At 69.2% G+C, this 18,919-nt stretch carries 18 protein-coding genes and 1 rRNA gene; 6 read left to right on the top strand and 13 right to left on the bottom strand.

What is annotated here, in order from left to right; translation table 11 throughout:
• Nucleotides 1-34: 34 nt before the first annotated feature.
• The 5 genes from V8688_RS12490 to V8688_RS12470 all read right to left on the bottom strand — a co-directional run bounded on the left by V8688_RS12490 (nucleotide 35) and on the right by V8688_RS12470 (nucleotide 5,803).
• Nucleotides 35-586 (bottom strand): DoxX family protein, encoded by a 552-nt coding sequence (locus V8688_RS12490; protein WP_218716792.1) that lies wholly within the window; start codon nucleotides 584-586, stop codon nucleotides 35-37.
• A 181-nt stretch (nucleotides 587-767) separates the two neighbouring features.
• A complete protein-coding gene (locus tag V8688_RS12485) occupies nucleotides 768-1,181 on the bottom strand; it encodes a hypothetical protein (RefSeq protein ID WP_316573725.1) in 414 nt (137 codons plus the stop codon).
• 64 nt (nucleotides 1,182-1,245) lie between these two features.
• Nucleotides 1,246-2,607 (bottom strand): NCS2 family permease, encoded by a 1,362-nt coding sequence (locus V8688_RS12480; RefSeq protein WP_305082648.1) that lies wholly within the window; start codon nucleotides 2,605-2,607, stop codon nucleotides 1,246-1,248.
• 97 nt (nucleotides 2,608-2,704) lie between these two features.
• Entirely contained in the window at nucleotides 2,705-5,275 is a 2,571-nt protein-coding gene (gene glgP, locus V8688_RS12475) for an alpha-glucan family phosphorylase (protein ID WP_342800843.1), read from the bottom strand.
• An 87-nt stretch (nucleotides 5,276-5,362) separates the two neighbouring features.
• On the bottom strand, nucleotides 5,363-5,803 hold the full coding sequence (locus V8688_RS12470; protein WP_218716789.1) for a VOC family protein: 441 nt from the start codon (nucleotides 5,801-5,803) through the stop codon (nucleotides 5,363-5,365).
• A gap of 78 nt (nucleotides 5,804-5,881) precedes the next feature.
• Between V8688_RS12470 and V8688_RS12465 the strand changes: the two genes are divergently transcribed.
• The 4 genes from V8688_RS12465 (at nucleotide 5,882) to glgB (ending at nucleotide 11,528) form a co-directional block, all read left to right on the top strand.
• Entirely contained in the window at nucleotides 5,882-6,472 is a 591-nt protein-coding gene (locus tag V8688_RS12465; RefSeq protein ID WP_342800842.1) for a TetR/AcrR family transcriptional regulator, read from the top strand.
• A 172-nt stretch (nucleotides 6,473-6,644) separates the two neighbouring features.
• Nucleotides 6,645-7,289 (top strand): LysE family translocator, encoded by a 645-nt coding sequence (locus V8688_RS12460; protein WP_342800841.1) that lies wholly within the window; start codon nucleotides 6,645-6,647, stop codon nucleotides 7,287-7,289.
• A gap of 82 nt (nucleotides 7,290-7,371) precedes the next feature.
• On the top strand, nucleotides 7,372-9,372 hold the full coding sequence (locus V8688_RS12455) for an alpha-1,4-glucan--maltose-1-phosphate maltosyltransferase (RefSeq protein WP_342800840.1): 2,001 nt from the start codon (nucleotides 7,372-7,374) through the stop codon (nucleotides 9,370-9,372).
• Nucleotides 9,372-11,528 carry a 1,4-alpha-glucan branching protein GlgB gene (gene glgB / locus V8688_RS12450; RefSeq protein WP_342800839.1) on the top strand — a complete coding sequence of 719 codons (2,157 nt, stop codon included), beginning with the start codon at nucleotides 9,372-9,374 and terminating at the stop codon, nucleotides 11,526-11,528. The genes V8688_RS12455 and glgB overlap by 1 nt, the downstream gene beginning before the upstream one ends.
• On the opposite strand, the gene V8688_RS12445 is transcribed toward glgB, so the two are convergent.
• From V8688_RS12445 to V8688_RS12425, 5 genes are all read right to left on the bottom strand, one after another.
• Nucleotides 11,525-11,917: a nitroreductase/quinone reductase family protein gene (locus V8688_RS12445; RefSeq protein WP_342800838.1), complete on the bottom strand. Its 393-nt coding sequence runs from the start codon at nucleotides 11,915-11,917 to the stop codon at nucleotides 11,525-11,527. The two genes, glgB and V8688_RS12445, sit on opposite strands and share 4 nt — an antisense overlap.
• Nucleotides 11,918-11,943: 26 nt before the next feature.
• Nucleotides 11,944-13,029: a class I SAM-dependent methyltransferase gene (locus V8688_RS12440; RefSeq protein ID WP_342800837.1), complete on the bottom strand. Its 1,086-nt coding sequence runs from the start codon at nucleotides 13,027-13,029 to the stop codon at nucleotides 11,944-11,946.
• A gap of 103 nt (nucleotides 13,030-13,132) precedes the next feature.
• Nucleotides 13,133-13,996, bottom strand: a complete 864-nt coding sequence (locus tag V8688_RS12435) for a tetratricopeptide repeat protein (protein WP_218716811.1) — start codon at nucleotides 13,994-13,996, stop codon at nucleotides 13,133-13,135.
• Nucleotides 13,997-14,057: 61 nt separating this feature from the next.
• Entirely contained in the window at nucleotides 14,058-14,435 is a 378-nt protein-coding gene (locus V8688_RS12430; RefSeq protein ID WP_218716782.1) for a DUF3817 domain-containing protein, read from the bottom strand.
• Between the two features lie 94 nt (nucleotides 14,436-14,529).
• Entirely contained in the window at nucleotides 14,530-15,714 is a 1,185-nt protein-coding gene (locus tag V8688_RS12425) for an acetyl-CoA C-acetyltransferase (protein WP_218716781.1), read from the bottom strand.
• 126 nt (nucleotides 15,715-15,840) lie between these two features.
• Between V8688_RS12425 and mce the strand changes: the two genes are divergently transcribed.
• Both mce and V8688_RS12415 read left to right on the top strand, forming a co-directional pair.
• Nucleotides 15,841-16,302 carry a methylmalonyl-CoA epimerase gene (gene mce / locus V8688_RS12420; protein ID WP_218716780.1) on the top strand — a complete coding sequence of 154 codons (462 nt, stop codon included), beginning with the start codon at nucleotides 15,841-15,843 and terminating at the stop codon, nucleotides 16,300-16,302.
• A gap of 86 nt (nucleotides 16,303-16,388) precedes the next feature.
• Nucleotides 16,389-17,396 carry a hypothetical protein gene (locus V8688_RS12415; RefSeq protein ID WP_030204204.1) on the top strand — a complete coding sequence of 336 codons (1,008 nt, stop codon included), beginning with the start codon at nucleotides 16,389-16,391 and terminating at the stop codon, nucleotides 17,394-17,396.
• Nucleotides 17,397-17,571: 175 nt separating this feature from the next.
• Here V8688_RS12415 and V8688_RS12410 read toward each other — a convergent pair whose 3' ends face one another.
• From V8688_RS12410 to rrf, 3 genes are all read right to left on the bottom strand, one after another.
• Complete coding sequence (locus V8688_RS12410) at nucleotides 17,572-17,862, bottom strand: ATP/GTP-binding protein (protein WP_218716779.1); 291 nt, start codon at nucleotides 17,860-17,862, stop codon at nucleotides 17,572-17,574.
• Between the two features lie 10 nt (nucleotides 17,863-17,872).
• Nucleotides 17,873-18,616, bottom strand: coding sequence for an endonuclease NucS (gene nucS, locus V8688_RS12405; protein WP_342800836.1), 744 nt, complete (start codon nucleotides 18,614-18,616; stop codon nucleotides 17,873-17,875).
• Between the two features lie 76 nt (nucleotides 18,617-18,692).
• A 5S ribosomal RNA gene (gene rrf, locus V8688_RS12400) occupies nucleotides 18,693-18,809 on the bottom strand.
• Between the last annotated feature and the right edge of the window lie 110 nt (nucleotides 18,810-18,919).

The following is an 18,919-nucleotide window of genomic DNA, read 5'->3' as shown; positions in this document are numbered from 1 at the left end:
GTCGCCACGCCGCCGCCGTCGACGTCGGCTCGGCTCAGAGCGCGGCCTTCAGGATCAGGGTCAGCACCGCGGCGACCACGGCGACCGCCACGGCCGCGGCGCCCCAGACGACACCCTGGCGCGCCCAGGGACGCCCGGCGTCGAGCGAGAACCGGCCCGGGCCGGTGAAGGCCAGGCCCGCGGCGGCGATCGCGTAGACCAGCGGGGTCGAGTAGCCGGTCACCGACGGGTCGGCCGGGAAGAGACCACCGGCCCACAGCACGTTGATCGCGTTGATCATGGTGCCGAGCACGATCGCGGCGGCCAGCGGCGTGAACAGACCGAAGACCAGCAGCAGACCGCCGACCAGCTCGCTGAGCCCGGCGAGGGTGCCGAAGAGGACACCGGGGTTGTAGCCCATCGCCTCGAAGCTGTCGGTGGTGGTCTGCCAGCCCATGCCGTTGAACCAGCCGAACAGTTTCTGCGCGCCGTAGGCGGCCATCAGGCCGCCGAAGCCGACGCGCAACACCAGCAGGCCGATGCCGTAGGCGGTGACCTCGTCGGCGGTGGAGGTAGCGGGAGTGGTGCGGGTAGCGGTGTCGGTCATCGTTTCCTCATCTGCGATTCGATACATGCCCGCAACCGGACCACGGTCCGGTTGCCTCTTCCGGTCACAACCCTGGGTCCGGGCCATCTATTTCACGTCGTTCCCAGCACTTCCGTGACCCTGCTCACACGAAAAACAGCAAAGGCCGCCCCGAAGGGCGGCCTTTGCGCGAGGACTCAGTTCACCACGCCATGGTCGCGTAGCCGACCAGGGCACTCTCCGACTCCTGCGACAGCTTCCAGGTGCCGTCGATGTTCTTCCAGGTCACCGGGATCGGGTAGGTGTAGTCACCGAGGCGGCTGTTCAGGGTGGCCGAGAGGGTGTCACCGTCGACGGTGACCGGCCCCGAGACGTCCCAGCTGTAGCCCGGAATCCGGTTGACGGTGTCGCGGACGACGGCGAGGCTGCCCGCGTTGCCCGACTCGAGCTCGGCCGAGGAGCCGTTCATGGCCGCCTGCAGCTTGCCCTGCAGTTCGCCGGCCGACGGGGTCGCCGGAGCGGCGATCGCGGCGGGAGCGGTGGCGACGACAGCCGCGGTGACCGGCGCGAAGATGGTGGCAACCGCCATCGACGCGGCAACGAGCGAGCGCTTCATAGGTAACTCTCCTTCAAGCTTGGCTAGGCTAGCCTAAGTATAGGCACACCTACGGCGGGTTCACCTACTCGACCAGGAAGAAGAAGTACCCGAGGAACAACACCATCAGCGCCCACATGGCCGGATGCACGTCCCGGTACCGGCCCCTGGCGACCATCACGATCGGGTAGAAGATCATGCCCATCGCCAGGCCGTTGGCGATCGAATAGGTCAGCGGCATCATGATCACGGTCAGGAACGCGGGCACCGAGTACTCGAGGTGCTGCCAGTCGATATCGCCCAGCGCCCGGGCCATCAGCACGCCGACGACGATCAGCGCGGGGGCGGTGACCTCGGCCGATCCGGCGATCACCGAGAAGATCGGATAGCAGAACATCGCGAGCAGGAACCAGCCCGCCGTGGTCACCGCGGTGATCCCGGTCCGCCCGCCCGCCGAGACGCCCGCCGTCGATTCCACGTACGCGGTCGTGGTGGAGGTACCGATGATCGCGCCCGCCGTGGTGCCGACCGAGTCGGCCGCCATCGCACTGCGCGCCCGCGGCAGCGTGCCGTCCTTGTTCAGCAGACCCGCCTGGTTGGCGACGCCGATGAGCGTGCCCGAGGCATCGAAGAAGTCGACGAACAGCATGGTGAGCACCACCACGATCATCTGCCCGGTGAACGCGTCGGGCAGATGGATGATCGCCTGGCCGAAGGTCTGATCCAGGCCCTTGGGCAGCTCGGCGATGCCGTCCGGAATCGCGACCAGCCCCGTCACCATGCCCAGGACGGTGGTCGCGACGATGCCGTAGAGCACCGCGCCGTGCCAGCCGATCACCAGGAAGACCACCGTCACGATCAAGCCGAACAGGGCCAGCAGCGTGGTGCCCTTGGTGAAGTCGCCGAGGGTGACCAGCGTCGCGTCGCTGTTGACCACGATGCCCGCGTTCTTCAGTCCGAGGAACGCGACGAACAGGCCGATGCCCGCGCCCACCGCGAACTTCATCTGCAGCGGGATGGCGTTGAGGATCCGTTCCCGGATCTTGGTGATCGCCAGGACGAAGAAGATGATGCCCGACAGCAAGGTGCCCGACAGGGCGACCTGCCACGGAATGCCCATACTGAGCACGACCGTGTAGGCGAAGAACGCGTTGAGGCCCATGCCGGGCGCGAGCGCGATCGGATATTTGGCCCAGATGCCCATGACCAGGGTGCCGAAGATCGCGGCCACCGCCGTCGCGGTGAACACGGCCTGCATCGGGATGCCCTTGTCGCCCAGGGCGCCCTCGTCACCGAGGATCGACGGATTAACCGCCAGCACGTAGGACATCGCCAGGAACGTGACCGTGCCCGCCATCGCCTCGCGCCGGAAGGTGGACCCGCTCGACGTGACACCGAAGTACCCGTCGAGACCCCGTCGGGCGCGGGTTAGGACATCGCTGGCCATGACACTCCAGTCCGGATTTCAGAGAAGAAGGATGCCCAGGAACGGTAGCGGAAAGTTCACTGAATCGAAGAACCCGCCGTCGGTGACACGACGCAGGTCACGCCCCCGCGACGGCCACCAGCCCCAGCTCGGCATCCGAGGCCAGCAACGCGTTGTGGGGCAGCACACGCACGGTGTAGCCGACCGCGCCCGACAGCGGCACCGGCGACTGCACGGCATACAGCTCGACGCCCTCGTCGGTGCCGGTGTGGGTCATCTCGACAGTGGTGGTGTCGGACAGGTCGTCGGTCGGCGACACTCGGCCGAGCACCGCCTGCACCACGACATCCGACGGCGCGAGCCCGCCGAGTTCGATGCGCGCCTCCAGCGACAGCTTCGCGCCGATCACCGGGGTATCGGGCAGGCCGGAACTGTCGACCTGCGCGACCCGCACCGACGGCCAGGCCGCGTCGACCCGCTTGCGGTATTCGGCGACCTGCGCCGCGCCGGCGAACCCGTCGGCGGCAGCCCGGCCGAACGCCGCGGCCGCGGGTCCGTAGTACTGCTCGGCGTAGTCGCGCACCATGCGTGAGGCCAGCACCTTGGGACTGGTGGTCTGCAGGGTGTGGCGCACCATCTCGGTCCAGCGCACCGGCACGCCCGCGGCGTCGCGGTCGTAGAAGCGGGGCGCGACGGTGCGCTCGACGAGTTCGTAGAGCGCCGAGGCCTCCAGATCGTCGCGGCGGTGCTCGTCGCGCACGCCGTCGGCGGTGGGAATCGCCCAGCCGTTCTCGCCGTCGTACATCTCGTCCCACCAGCCGTCCCGGATGGACAGGTTGAGACCGCCGTTGAGCGCGGACTTCATGCCGGAGGTGCCGCAGGCTTCGAGCGGGCGCAGCGGATTGTTCAGCCACACATCGCAACCCCAGTACAGGTAGCGGGCCATCGACATGTCGTAGTCGGGCAGGAAGACGATGCGGTGGCGCACCGCCGGATCGTCGGCGAAGCGCACGACCTGCTGGATCAGCGCCTTGCCGCCGTCGTCGGCGGGATGGCTCTTGCCCGCGACCACCAGCTGCACCGGCCGCTCGGGATCGAGCAGCAGCGCGCGCAGCCGTTCGGGGTCGCGCAGCATCAGCGTCAGCCGCTTGTAGGTGGGCACGCGACGCGCGAAGCCGACGGTGAGCACCGACGGGTCGAAGACCTCGTCGATCCAGCCCAGTTCCGCCTCGGCCGCGCCGCGCTGACGCCAGGAATCGCGCAGCCTGCGGCGTACCTCGTCGATCAGTACCCCGCGCAGGGTGTTTCGCGTCGACCACAGCTGCCCGAGATCGACATCGCTGAGCTTCTCCCAGCCGCGCGCCTCCTCGACCAGCTCCGGCCCGACCAGCTCGCGAGCCTTGTCGAGCCATTCCCTGGCCGCCCAGGTCGGCGCGTGCACGCCGTTGGTGACCGAACCGATCGGCACCTCGGCCGCGTCGAAGCCCGGCCACAGCCCGGCGAACATGTCCCGGCTGACCTCGCCGTGCAGCTTCGAGACGCCGTTGGCGCGCTGGGCCATCCGCAGACCCATATGGGCCATGTTGAATACGGACGGATCGGCCTCCCGGCCGAAAGCCAGGATCCGATCGATGGACAGTCCGGGCAGCAGCGCGGACTCGGCTTCACCGTGCGCGCCGCCGAAGTAGCGGCGCACCAGCGGCATCGGGAACCGGTCGATCCCGGCGGGCACCGGGGTGTGCGTGGTGAACACGGTGCCGGCCCGGACCGCGGCCAGCGCGGTATCGAAATCGAGTCCGTCGGCGATGAATTCACGGATTCGTTCCACCCCGAGGAAGCCCGCGTGGCCCTCGTTCATGTGGAACACGTCGGGATCGGGCAGCCCGTTGGCGCGGGTGTAGGCACGCACCGCGCGGACACCGCCGATGCCGGCCAGGATCTCCTGCTTGATCCGGTGATCCTGGTCGCCGCCGTAGAGCCGGTCGGTGACCGCGCGCAGTTCCGGATCGTTCTCGGCGATGTCGGAATCGAGCAGCAGCAGCGGAATCCGCCCCACCTGGGCGATCCACACCCGGGCCCGCAGCACCCGCCCCTCCGGCATGCCGACATGGATCAGCACCGGCGAACCGTCACTGGTGAGCAGCCGCAGCGGCAGACCCTGCGGGTCCAGCGCCGGGTAGTGCTCCATCTGCCAGCCGTCGGCCGACAGCGACTGCCGGAAGTACCCGGACCGGTACAGCAGCCCGACGCCGATCAGTGGCAGCCCCAGGTCGGAGGCGGCCTTGAGATGGTCACCGGCCAGGATTCCCAGGCCGCCGGAGTAGTTCGGCAGCACCTCGGTGACACCGAACTCCATCGAGAAATAGGCGATCCCCGCGACCGTCGTCCCGGTCTGCTGCTGGAACCAGCGCGGCCGGGCCAGATAGTCGCGCAGCCCCTCGGCGGCGGCGTCCACCCGGGCGAGATAGGCGGGATCGGCGGCGAGCGCGTCGAGGCGCTCGGCGGGCACCTCCCCCAGCATCCGCACCGGATCCTGGCCGACCGCGCGCCACAGCTCGGGGTCGAGTTCGGCGAACAGATCCTGCGTCGGGCCGTGCCACGACCACCGCAGGTTCGTCGACAACTCGCCCAGCGCGGTGAGCCGCTCCGGCAAATGGGCACGGACAGTGAACCGACGAAGTGCCTTCACCCGGCAACCGTACCGCTGTTCGGCCGCTCCGCGAATTCTTACGAGCCGTCCGGGAGCACGACCGGTCGGCCCGCGTTGTGAGCGGAATCAGTGGGGGGCGGCGGGTTCCTGGGTGAACTGCGCGGCGAACTCCGGGGTGGGCGGGACCTCGGTGATGACGTCGATGAGGACGCCCGAGGGGTCGGCGACGATGAAATGGCGCTGGCCGAAGTCCTCGGTGCGGAGGGGAAGTTCGGGGTGCAGGCCACCGGATTCGACCAGGCGCTGCCATTCGGCGTCGACGTCGTCGACCTCGAAGTTCAGGACCAGCCCCTGGACCGGCTTGCCGAAGCCCGCGGGGATGGTCGGGTGGGTGGGGTCGAGGAGGGCCAATTCGTAGGCGGGCTCGCCGTCGCGGGCCGGGCGACGCAGGCTGACGTACCAGTCCGCCTCGAAGGTGATCTCGAAGCCGAACCAGCGCGTGTAGAAGTCGCGGGACTCCGCGATCCGGGAGGTGCCGAGGACCGGGTAGAAGCTGCTCAGTGCCATGACTTTCCTTTCACATACCGATGGTATGTGTCGTAGGCTAGCTGACATACCGACGGTAGGTCAACGGAAGGACGGTGCATGACATCCACGGCGCGGGCCAAGCAGCGCGAGGAGACGCGGCGGGCGCTGGTGGCGCAGAGCAGGCGGCTGTTCGCGGCGAAAGGCTATGCGGCCGTGGGCCTGTCGGAGATCGTGGCGGCATCGGGAGTCACCAAGGGCGCGCTGTACCACCATTTCGACAGCAAGGCCGAGCTGTTCCGGGCGGTCCTCACCCAGGTGCAGCAGGAGGTCGGCGAGCAGGTCGCGGCCGCCGCCGACGCCGAGCCCGATCCGTGGACCCAGCTGACCAGCGGATGCGCCGCGTTTCTGCGGGCCTGCGCCGACCCCCTGGTCCAGCGGATCATGCTGATCGACGGCCCCGCCGTCCTCGGCTGGCACGAATGGCGCGCCCTGGACGAGGCCAATTCCGCCCGGCACCTGCACGAGGCACTGGAATCGCTGGTCGGCGCGGGCATCCTGGTACCCCAGCCGATCGCTCCCCTGACCCGACTGCTCTCCGGCGCCATGAACGAAGCCGCCCTCTGGCTCGCCACCACCCCCGACACCGACGCGCTCCCCGACACCATCATCGCGCTGGACCGGCTCCTCGCTGGACTGCGCACCGCCTGACCCACCGCCGCTCCCGGACCGCGCGGCGGGGCGCGCTTCGACCCTCACCACGCCCGATCCGGGTGCGCTGACCGGCTGCCGCGGGGCACAGCCCGCCGCCGTCGACCCGCGTGTCGGGTGAGCGCCACAAAACCGATGGCCGCCACCGTCGACCCCATGCCACCATGCAGCGATGCCGCACTGGGTCGATGTCCTGCCCGAATTCCTGGTCGCCTCGCTGATCCTGGCCGCGCTGCCGGGCCCGGCGACGGCGCTGTTCCTGCAGCGCTCGGTGCGCGACGGCAGACGCGCGGGACTGGCCGCGGTCGCGGGCAACGAGATCGGCGTGCTGGGCTGGACGCTCGCGGGCGGGACCGGGCTGTCGATCCTGCTGGCGGCGAACCGGTGGCTGAACACGGCGATGCACGTCGTCGGCGCGGCGGTGCTGATCTGGCTCGGCGTCCAGGCCTGGCGCCACGCCCGCGGCGCCGACGACGATTTCGGCACCGCCCTGACCGCGAAACTCCCCGGCGGCAACACCCCCGCCGCCGCGTTCCGCGCCTCCCTGATCTCGATCGCCGCCAACCCCAAGGCCGCGGTCTTCGGCATCACGATCCTGCCGCAGTTCCTGCCGAGCGAGGGCCCGGTGCTGCCTACCCTGCTGATCCTGGCCACCATCCAGGTGATCCTGGACGGCGCCTGGTGCGTCGCGGTGGTCCTGGCCGCCGACCGGGCGGGTACCTGGCTGCGGCGCGCCGCGATCCGCCGACGCGTGGAACGGAGCCTCGCCGCGATCTTGGTCGCCCTCGGCCTCGGCCTCGCCGCCGACGCCCGCTGACGGGAGGTCGGCCGCGTTCTCGGCTGATCAGTGGGCTGCGGCGCTCAGCGCCCGGTCGCCGGAAATGCAGTAGGTTTGTGCGGTGACCGGCCGGATTGCCATAGATGACATCGCCCCGTCCATCCCCGGCGGCCGCCCGGCCAAGGCCGCCGTCGGCGAGGTGTTTCCCGTCCGCGCCGTGGTGTGGCGCGAGGGGCACGATGCCGTGGCGGCGACGCTGGCGGTGCGCGCGCCCGGCTCGTCGCGGATCACCCGCCTGCGGATGACGCCCGACTACGAGCCCGACGTCTTCAACGGCCTGTTCACCCCGCACACCCCCGGCGTGTGGACCTTCCGTATCGAGGGCTGGAGCGATCCGATCGCCACCTGGCGCTCGGCCGTGGAGGCCAAGCTGGCGGTCGGCCAGACCGCCCTCGATCTGGCCAACGATCTCGAGATCGGCGCCACCCTGTTCGAACGGGCCGCCCAGGCGGTGCCGAAGAAGCAGTTCGAACGGTTGCGCGCCGCCGCCACCGCCCTGCGCGGCGACGAGCAACTGCCCGCCCGGGTCGCGCCGGCGTTCAGCGAGGAGGTCGCCGAGATCCTGCGCGCGACCCCGCTGCGCGAGATGGTCACCCGCGGCGCCCAGCAATCGGTGCTGGTCGAGCGCAGGCGCGCGCTGGTCGGCTCGTGGTACGAGTTCTTCCCGCGCTCGACCGGCGGACGCGATGCCGACGGCAAGCCGGTGCACGGCACCTTCGCCACCGCCGCCCGCGAACTCCCCCGCATCGCCGGGATGGGCTTCGATGTCGTCTATCTGCCGCCGATCCACCCCGTCGGCGAGATCAATCGCAAGGGCCGCAACAACGCGCTCACCACCGAACCGGGCGACGTCGGTTCGCCGTGGGCCATCGGCTCGGCCGACGGCGGCCACGACACCACCAACCCGCTGCTCGGCACCGAAGCCGATTTCGCCGACTTCGTCGCCACCGCGACGGATCTCGGCCTCGAGGTCGCGATCGACCTGGCCCTGCAATGCGCGCCCGACCACCCGTGGGTGCGGGCGCATCCGGAGTGGTTCACCACCCTGCCCGACGGCACCATCGCCTTCGCGGAGAACCCGCCGAAGAAGTACCAGGACATCTACCCGGTCAACTTCGACAACGACCCCGACGGCCTCTACGCCGAGGTGCTGCGGGTGGTCCGACACTGGATCGGCTTGGGCGTCACCATCTTCCGCGTCGACAACCCGCACACCAAGCCCGCCGACTTCTGGGAGTGGCTGATCGCGCAGGTGCGCCGCACCGACCCCGACGTGATCTTCCTGTCCGAGGCGTTCACCCGCCCGGCCCGGCTCTACGGACTCGCGCGACGCGGGTTCAGCCAGTCCTACACCTACTTCACCTGGCGCGTGTTCAAGTGGGAGCTGGCCGAATTCGGCGCCGAACTCGCCGCCAAGGCCGACGAGGCCAGGCCGAACCTGTTCGTGAACACCCCCGACATCCTGCACGAGAGCCTGCAGCACGGCGGACCGGGCATGTTCGCCCTGCGCGCCGTCCTGGCCGCGACACTCGCGCCCACCTGGGGCGTGTACTCCGGCTACGAGCTGTTCGAGCACGAGGCCGTGCGCCCCGGCAGCGAGGAGTACCTGGACTCGGAGAAATACGAACTGCGCCCCCGCGATTTCACCGGCGCGCTGGCCCGCGGCGAGTCCCTGGAACCGTGGCTGACCAGGCTCAACGAGATCCGTCGTGCCCATCGCGCGCTACAGCAGTTGCGCTGCATCCACTTCCACGAGATCGACAACGACGCGCTGCTGGCCTACTCCAAGATCGATCCGGCCTCCGGCGACGCGGTGCTGGTGATCGTCAACCTCAACCCCTACGGCGCCGAGCAGGGCCACATCTCGCTCGACCTGCCCGCGATCGGCCGCGAGTGGCACGACCACCCGGTGGTTTTCGACGAGGTCAGCGGCGAGGAATACCACTGGGGCCAGCACAATTTCGTGCGGCTCGATCCCGCCAGGGCGCCCGCGCACATTCTCGCCCTGCCCGCCGTGCCCGCGGCCGCCCGTGCTCCGCTGGCCTATCGCCGGACGTTCTGATGAAACGCCGCGACCTGATGCTGCTGGCAGCGGGCACCCACCCCGACCCGCATACCGTCCTGGGCGCGCACCCGCACCCGGACGGCACCGCGGTGCGGGTGCTGCGCCCACACGCCGACTCGGTGACGATCCTGGTCGGCGGCGCCGAACATCCGCTGAAGTCGCTGGGGCACGGCGTGTTCGCCGCCGTCCTGCCGTATCCGCAGCTCGACGACTACCGCGTGCGCACCGCCTACCCCGGCGGCCAGACGGTGATCACCGCCGACGGCTACCGCTTCCTGCCCACCGTCGGCGAATTCGACCTGCACCTCATCGGCGAGGGCCGCCATACCCGGCTGTGGGAAGTGCTCGGCGCGCACCCGCGCCACTACACCACCCTCGACGGTGATGTCGACGGCACCTCGTTCGCCGTGTGGGCGCCGAATGCCCGTGGCGTCACCGTCTTCGGCGATTTCGACCACTGGAGCGGCAGTTCCGCGCCGATGCGCGCGCTCGGATCGTCCGGGGTGTGGGAGGTGTTCGTGCCCGGTGTCGGGCCGGGCACGCGCTACAAGTACCGGGTACACGGCGCCGACGGCCGGGTCGTCGATCACGCCGACCCGCTGGCCTTCGCGACCGAGGTCCCGCCGGCGACCGCCTCGGTGGTCAGCCGCGCCGACCACATGTGGACCGACAGCGCCTGGCTGGACCGCCGTGCCGCCGCCGACGCCACCCGCTCCCCCATGAGCGTCTACGAGGTGCACCTCGGCTCGTGGCGCCCCGGCCTCGGTTATCGCGAAGTGGCCGAACAGCTGGCCGATTACGTGCGCGCGACCGGGTTCACCCACGTCGAACTGCTGCCGGTCGCCGAACACCCGTTCGGCGGATCCTGGGGCTACCAGGTCACCTCCTACTACGCCCCCACCTCCCGCTTCGGCACCCCCGACGACTTCCGCTGGTTCGTCGACCACCTGCACAACGCCGGGATCGGCGTGCTGCTCGACTGGGTGCCCGCGCACTTCCCGCGCGACGAATGGGCGCTGGCCCGCTTCGACGGCACCCCGCTCTACGAGCACCCCGACCCCCGTCGTGGCGAGCAACTCGACTGGGGCACTTACGTTTTCGACTTCGGCCGCAACGAGGTGCGCAACTTCCTGGTGGCCAATGCCGCCTTCTGGATCGAGGAGTTCCACATCGACGGCCTACGCGTCGACGCGGTCGCCTCCATGCTCTATCTGGACTACTCGCGCCCCGAGGGCGGCTGGGAGCCGAACATCTACGGCGGCCGGGAGAATCTGGAAGCCGTCGACTTCCTCCAGGAACTCAACGACACCGTGCACCGCGCGTATCCCGGCGTGGTGACCGTCGCCGAGGAGTCGACCACCTGGCCCGGCGTCACCCGCGGCACCGACGTCGGCGGTCTCGGGTTCACCATGAAGTGGAACATGGGCTGGATGCACGACACTCTCGGCTACCTGGGCCGCGACCCGATCCACCGGTCCTGGCACCACAACGAGATGACGTTCTCGCTGGTCTACGCGTGGAGCGAGAACTACGTGCTGCCGATCAGCCACGACGAGGTCGTGCACGGCAAGGGCACGCTCTGGACGCGGATGCCCGGCGACGACTTCGCCAAGGCGAGCGGCGTGCGCGCGCTGCTGGCCTACATGTGGGCACACCCCGGCAAGCAGCTGCTGTTCATGGGCCAGGAGTTCGGCCAGTTCCGGGAGTGGGACAACGATCGCGGCCTGGACTGGCAGGAACTGGAAAACCCGCTGCACCAGGGCATCTCGACCATGGTCGGCGATCTCAACCGCACCTACACCGCGCACCCGGCACTGTGGAGTCAGGACACCACGCCCGGCGGGCACTCCTGGATCGAGGCCGACGACAGCGCCGCGAACGTCTTCGCGTTCCTGCGCTGGGGCGCTGACGGCAGCGCGGTCGCCTGCGTCTTCAACTTCTCCGGGTCGACCAGGGAGAACTACCGGATCGGCCTGCCGCACACCGGCGTCTGGCGCGAGGTCCTCAACAGCGACGCCCAGGAGTACGGCGGATCCGGCGTCGGCAACCTCGGCGGGGTGCGGGCCGAGGACACCCCGTGGCACGGCCGTCCCGCCTCGGCCACCGTCACCATGGCCGCCAACAGCGCGGTCTGGCTGGCCGCCGAGCGCTAGTCGGCCAGATCGATCCGGATCGTCAGCAGGTCGGTGCCGACCGCGCGCACGGCGGCGCTGTTGTAGCGCGGCAGCTCGCGCAGCCGGGCGCGCGGATCGTCGTCGGGCACCAGGTGGGCGACGCCGCGGTGCCAGCGCCCACGCAACCGCACCCGGACCCGGTTGTCGGCCAGGATGTTGCGGACGTACTGCGAGCGCTCGCCGAACTCGGAGACCAGCCAGAACTGGTCACCGACGCGCCGTCCGCCGATCGGCGTGGTGCGGGGCTGCCCGCTGACCCGCCCGGTCGTCTCGAGCAGTTGCTGGCCGGGCAGCCTGCGCGCGACCACGTTGAGCGGCCGCTGGAACGCGGTCACGATCCGATGCTGAATGTCCTTCGTGGAGCCCATGTTCCGACCGTAGCAGTGGCGACGACTCAACCCTTGCGCGCGATGTAGTAGGTATTGAGCGGATCGCCGTCGACGTGGCTGGTGGCGACCTCGGTGAAACCGGCGTCGGCGAGCATCGACAGCGCGCGCTGTTCGCCCCACACCGTGCCGAGCCCGTCCCCGCCCTGGCCCAGCGACACCGACATGCAGTGCATCGTCGACACCGCGTACAGGAACGGACCGAGCGGCAGGTCCAAGTTCTCCTCCAATCTGCTGGAGGCGTGCACGTCCACCATCAGGAACACACCGTCCGGGCGCAGCGCGGCCGCGATATTGGCCAGCACCCGGGCCGGATGCGCCTGATCGTGGATCGCGTCGAAGACGGTGATCAGATCACACGATTCCGGTGCGTCGAGCGCGGCGACGTCCTGCACGACGAACTCCACATTGCGCAGGCCGATCGCTCGCGCCTCGGCCCTGGCCGCTTCGATCGCGTCCAGGGAGAAGTCGTAGCCGGTGAACCGGCTCGCCGGGAACGCCCGCGCCATCAGGTTCACCGCGTGCCCGCTGCCGCAGGCGATGTCGGCCACGTCCATCCCCATCAGCAGCCGATCGGTGAGGCCGGGCGCCATCGGCAGGATCACCTGGATCAGCGCGGCGTCGAACACTTCGGCGCTCTCCTCGGCCATCAGCGCGTGGAACCGGACATAGTCCTCGTAGGCCAGGCCGCCCCCGATCCGGAATCGTTCGACGATCTTGGGTTCCACCTCGCCGAGCTGGGCGATGAACTGCATGACGCGGGCCAGGTTGTCCGGGCCGGCGGCCCTGGTCAGGCTCGCCGCGTGCGCGGGCGGCAGGGTGTAGGTGGCGGTCGGCGGGTCGTAGCGCACGATGCCCGCGGTGGTGACGGCGCCGAGCCACTCCCGCACGTAGCGCTCGTTCAGGTTCGCGGCCGCGGCGAGCTCCTGGCTGGTCGCGCCGGGGTTGGCCGCCATGGTGTCGAACAGTCCGACCTGGTGGCCCATGCTGATCATCAGCGCGGTGCTCGCGTGGTCGAGCACCTCGATCATCGATCCCGCGAAGGCTTCCACCGCGGCCTGATCGACCGAGCCCGAGTGGTCGAGTGAGGTCATGTCGTTCTCCTCGAGTCAGCTCGCGGCCGGTGCCGCGGGTCTACCCGGGGATACGACGAGGCCGCCCCGGCAGTTCAGCCGGGACGGCCTCGGATCTCGTGCGTCAGTACAGTGCGGTGGCCAGCTTGCGCCGGGCCGCGACCACGAAGGGCTCGGCCGGGTCGAACAGCTCGAACAGTTCGAGCAGCCGGGTGCGGGCCCTCGTGCGGTCCTCGCCCGCGGTGCGCTTGATGGCGGCGATGATCCGCTCGAACGCGGCCTCGGGGCGCTGCTCGAGCAGTTCCACGTCGGCGGCGTCGAGGGCGGCGTCCAGGTTCGCCGGGTCGGCGTCGGCGGTGGCGACCACGGCCGGATCGAGCTGCTGGGCCCTGGTCAGGAAGCGCAGCTGGCGCAGGGCCGCCTTGGCTTCCTCGTTGCCGGGCTCCTCGGTCAGGATCGCCTCGTAGGCCGCCTCGGCGCCGGCGATGTCACCCTCGGCGAGCGCGTCCTCGGCGGCGGTGAAGCGCGGGTCCTCGACCTCGGGCGCCGCGCCGGCGGCGTTCGGGTCGCCCTCGAGCTTGCCCGCGGTCGCGTCCAGCACCGCGTCGATCCACTGGCGGACCTGCGCCTCGGGCTGGGCGCCCTCGAAATCGGCCAGCGGCTGCCCGCCCGCCACCGCGATCACCGTGGGGATGCCCTGCACCCGCAGCGCCTGCACGATGTTCATGTTCGCTTCGGCTTCGATGGCGGCCAGGTCCCAGCCGCCGCGATCGTCGGCGTTGAGCCGCTCGAGCGTGCGGATCAGCTCGACGCTGCCCGGGCTGCGCTGCGAGAACAGCGCGACCACGACGGGCACCTGCATCGAGCGCCGGATGACCTTGGCTTCGAAATCCGCCTCGGTGACCATATGGTTCCCCGGGGCCGCAGCCGCCCCGCCGGGAGCGGCGGGCGGCTGCTTCAGCGCGGACAGATCCACCGCGCCGGACATGGCGGCGGCGACGGCGGGCGAAGGACGACGGGCAGCGGGTCGAGTCACGCTTTCCAGTTTGTCACGAAGCCGTCGGCGCGGCTGCCGGGGAGCCCTTGCTCGCGTCGGCGCTCAGTTCGCCCAGCTGACCGGTCCGCACGGCCCAGATCTCGAAGGCCACGGTGAACAGCGGCGGAATGCTCGACGCCAGCGCCAGCACGGTGGTCTTCCAGCCCCAGTTCAGTTCCCGCGCGGCCAGCAGCGCGGTGATGACGAACAGGACGAAGATCGCGCCGTGTACCGGGCCGAAGATCTTCACGCCGATCTCGTTGCCCTCGGCGGGCAGGTACTTGAACGCCATACCGGTCAGCAGACCGATCCACGACAGCGCTTCGAGCACCGCGAAGAACCGGAAACGACTGGCAGTGGACCGCAGATCGAAGAAACCCATACCAGCCATTGTGCAGCATGATCTACGACACCACGTAGTTGGACCGCTCACACGCACGGGCCCCGCGCTCGACAGCGCGGGGCCCGTGCGTGTGGACGAAAAATCAGGCGGGCACGCGGATGATCAGCGCGTCGCCCTGACCGCCGCCACCGCACAGCGCGGCGGCGCCGACGCCGCCACCGCGACGCTTCAGCTCCAGCGCCAGGTGCAGCAGGATGCGCGCACCCGACATGCCCAGCGGGTGGCCGATGGAGATGGCGCCACCGTTGACGTTGACCTTCTCCGGGTCGAAGCCCAGCTTCTTGGTCGAGGACACCCCGACGGCCGCGAAGGCCTCGTTGATCTCGATCAGGTCCAGGTCGGCAGGGGTGATGCCCTCCTTCGCGCACGCGGCGAGGATGGCGTTGGCCGGCTGATCCTGCAGGGTCGAGTCCGGACCGGCGACCTGACCGGCGGCGCCGATCTCGGCGATCCACTCCAGACCCAGCTCCTCGGCCTTGGCCTTGCTCATCACGATCACCGCGGCCGCGCCGTCGGAGATCTGCGAGGCGGTGCCCGCGGTCACGGTGCCGTCCTTGCGGAAGGCCGGACGCAGCTTGCCCAGCGACTCGACGGTGGTGTCGGCGCGGATGCCCTCGTCCTCGCTGACGTAGATCGGGTCGCCCTTGCGCTGCGGCACGGCGACCGGCACGACCTCGTCGGTGAACAGCCCGTTCTTCCATGCGGCGGCGGCACGCTGGTGCGAAGCCGCGGCCAGCGCGTCCTGCTCCTCGCGGCTGACCTTGTCCAGGTCGTTGCGGTCCTCGGTCAGCAGACCCATCGCCTGATCGGTGATCACGTCGTGCAGGCCGTCGTAGGCCATGTGGTCGACCAGGGTGGTGTCGCCGTACTTGTGACCCTCACGGCTCTTGGGCAGCAGGTGCGGGGTCTGGCTCATCGACTCCATGCCGCCGGCCACGACGATCTCGTGCTCCCCGGCGCGGATCAGCTGATCGGCCAGCGCGATCGCGTTGATGCCCGACAGGCAGACCTTGTTGATCAGCAGCGAGGGCACATCCATCGGAATGCCCGCGGCGATCGCCGCCTGGCGGGCGGGCAGCTGCCCGGCACCGGCCTGCAGCACCTGACCGAGGATGACGTAGTCGACCTGCTCGGGCGCCACACCACCCTTCTCCAGCGCCGCCTTGATCGCCACACCGGCCAGATCCGAGGCCTTGAAGTCCTTCAGACCGCCCAGGAGCCTGCCGACCGGGGTACGCGCACCGGACACGATGACAGAAGTCGTCACGAAAGCCTCGCATTCATTGAGTCGAACCTCGCCGCGACGCACACAGCAGCGCACGTCAAGGGTTGCACTCAACGGTAACCGGTATCGGAGCACACCCGGCAGGCAGGTACGCGCTAGCTTCGAGGGGTGAGCAACGACAACATCATCCCCGCCGACTACGTCATCGCCGTCGACCACGTCGGCATCGCCGTGCCCGACCTGGACGCCGCCGTCGCCTGGTACACCGACAATCTCGGCATGGTCGAGACCCACCGCGAGGTCAACGAGGCCCAGGGCGTCGTCGAGGCGATGCTGTCGTGCCCCGCCGCGGCCGATCGCGCGACCGCCCTGCAGTTGCTGGCACCGCTGACCCCGGAGTCCACCATCGCCAAGTTCATCGACCGCAGCGGACCGGGTCTGCAGCAGCTGGCCTATCGGGTCACCGACATCGAGGCGGTTTCGGCCTTCCTACGCGGCCGCGGCCTGCGTTTGCTGTACGAAGCCCCTCGTCACGGCACCGCGGATTCGCGCATCAACTTCATCCATCCGAAGGATGCTGGCGGTGTGCTGGTGGAGCTTGTCGAGCCGAACCCGAATGTTACGCACTAGTAGGCGGATACGGTTGGTAAATCTCGGCGAGATCACAATCACGGTCGAGTCTCCATAGGCTCGCTCGAGGCTGTATTTTGTGTGCCATGTCGTCACCTGAGTCCGATCGCAATCGCTTCGTTGCACTGCCCTTCACCGTTGTGCGCAAGGGTTATGCGCAAGACGAGGTGCGCAACTACTTCGACCGCTTCGACGCCGAGCTCCGCGTCACCGCCACCGACCGGGATGCTGCCGCCGCGCAGGCCCGGAATCTCGCCAGCCAGCTGGAAGACGCGCGGGACGAGATCGACGAGCTCCGCAAGGAGGTCGACCGGCTTTCCGTGCCGCCGACCACCGCCGAAGGAATGTCCGACCGCATCTCGCGCATGCTGCGCCTGGCCTCGGACGAAGCGTCCGAGGTCCGTGCGCTGGCGCAGGCCGAAGCCGCCGAGATGGTGTCGATCGCCGAGCAGCAGGCCACCGAGATGCGTGGCAAGTACGAGTCGCTGCTCGCGGAGACCAAGGAGAAGCGCGAGGCGCTCGAGATCGAGTTCGAGCAAACCCTCGCGAACGCGCGCACCGAGTCCGCCAAGATCATCGAGGCCGCGCAGGCCGATGTGGAACGTCTCGGCAAGGAAGCCGAGGCCAAGCGCAAGGCCACCCAGCAGGACTTCGAGGCCACCATGAACGATCGGCGCACCAAGCTGACTCGTGCCATGGAGGAGCTCGAGGCCACCAGTCGCGCCGAGGCCGCCCAGCGGATCAAGGACGCGACCGACGAGTCGAACCGTCTCATCAGCTCCGCCACCCAGACCTCCGAGCGCAAGATCGCGCACGCGAAGGAACTGGCCGAGGAGATGCGCGTGCTGCGCGGCCGGGTCCTGGCCCAGCTGCTCGGTATCCGTGGTCAGCTCGACTCGGTGCCCGCCATGCTCGCCGCGGTCAACCGCGAGAGCGAGCTGCTCGACGGCGCCCCCGAGCGCAAGTCGATCAGCAACAACGGCAACAACAAGTCCGTGTCGGGCTCCCGCCAGACCAAGGCCATCCCCGAGGTCGCCGACGCCGACGAGGACATCGTCGACGAGGACCGCGAGAGCGCCGACATCAGCAACTGACGTCGGACCCGCGACGACATTGCTCCACCCTCATAGTTGAAGAACCGAAGGCCGCCTCGAATGTTCGAGGCGGCCTTCGGTTTTCGTGGTGTCCGGGCTCAGGACCANCATCGTTGAAGACCCGAAGGCCGCCTCGAATGTTCGAGGCGGCCTTCGGTTTTCGTGGTGTCCGGGCTCAGGACCAGCGGCGGGTGATGCCACGGGTGCGCCTGCCGTTCCAGCAGCCCTGGTGCCAATGTCTACGGTCGTCCTCGCCGCCGTCGACGGCCCAGGCGACGATATGGGCGACCCCGGGCGCGATCTCGTGGTCGCAACCCGGACACCGGTAGGTCTTGACCGCCCTGGCGCCGGGAACGGTACGGACGATGTAGGTCTCCTCGCCCGGCCCGTCCTCGGTCCGCCCGTAGACGTCACCGATCGGCGCGGGCTCGCTACGTCGCCCTGAGCGAGGTTTACGTCGCGGCATGGTTCTCAGCCTAGAAGAGGCGGAAAACGTTGCTCTCCGTGCCACGCAGCTCGTCGTAATCGAGCGTGAGGCAGCGGATTCCCCGGTCCTCGGCCAGCGTTCGCGCCTGCGGCTTGATCTGCTGGGCAGCGAACACGCCGGCGACCGGCGCCAGCAGCGGATCGCGATTGAGCAGTTCGAGGTAGCGGGTGAGCTGTTCGACGCCGTCGATCTCGCCGCGCCGCTTGATCTCCACCGCCACGGTCGCGCCGTCGGCGTCACGGCACAGCAGGTCCACCGGGCCGATGGCGGTCATGTACTCGCGCCGGATGAGGGTGTACCCCTCGCCGAGCTTCGTCACGTGTTCGGCCAGCAGTTCCTGCAGGTGCGCTTCCACGCCGTCCTTCACCAGGCCGGGATCGATGCCGAGTTCGTGCGAGGAATCGTGCTCGATGTCCTCGATGGAGATGCGCAGTTCCTCGTCGGCCTTGTTGGTCACCACCCACAGCGCCTTGATGTTGTCCGGCACCGCGGTCTTGTTCTCCCGCAGCGGCGTCACGCCGTCGGGCAGCTCCGCGGGGACCAGGGTCGCGATATCGCGCTCCTCCAGCCAGCACGGCGGGCTCATCCAGTTCAGCGGCTTGTACGAGCCGCCATCGGAGTGCACGAGCACCGAACCGTCGGCCTTGATCAGCAGCAACCGGCGAGCCATCGGAAGGTGGGCGGTCAGTCGGCCGACGTAGTCGACCTGGCAACGAGCAATGACAAGGCGCACCCAAGCACTGTAGGTGACGGGTCCGGGAACGCAAAAAGGCCCTCCAACCGTAGTTGGAGGGCCTTTCGCAATGATGTTCCGGCGGTGTCCTACTCTCCCACACCCTGTCGAGTGCAGTACCATCGGCGCAGGTGGCCTTAGCTTCCGGGTTCGGAATGGGACCGGGCGTTTCCCCACCGCTATAACCGCCGTAACTCTATGAAACTGTCACACAGAGAGCCACCCCAACCCTGACCCAGTAAAGGCCAGACCCGGAGAGTCTTCTCGGTGATCTGTGTGTTGTTTCAGATACCGCACAGTGGA

The organism is Nocardia sp. No.11 (assembly GCF_038752175.1).
GTDB lineage: Bacteria > Actinomycetota > Actinomycetes > Mycobacteriales > Mycobacteriaceae > Nocardia > Nocardia canadensis.
Note: the sequence above shows the minus strand (reverse complement) of the source record. Positions and strands in the feature narration are given on the sequence as shown.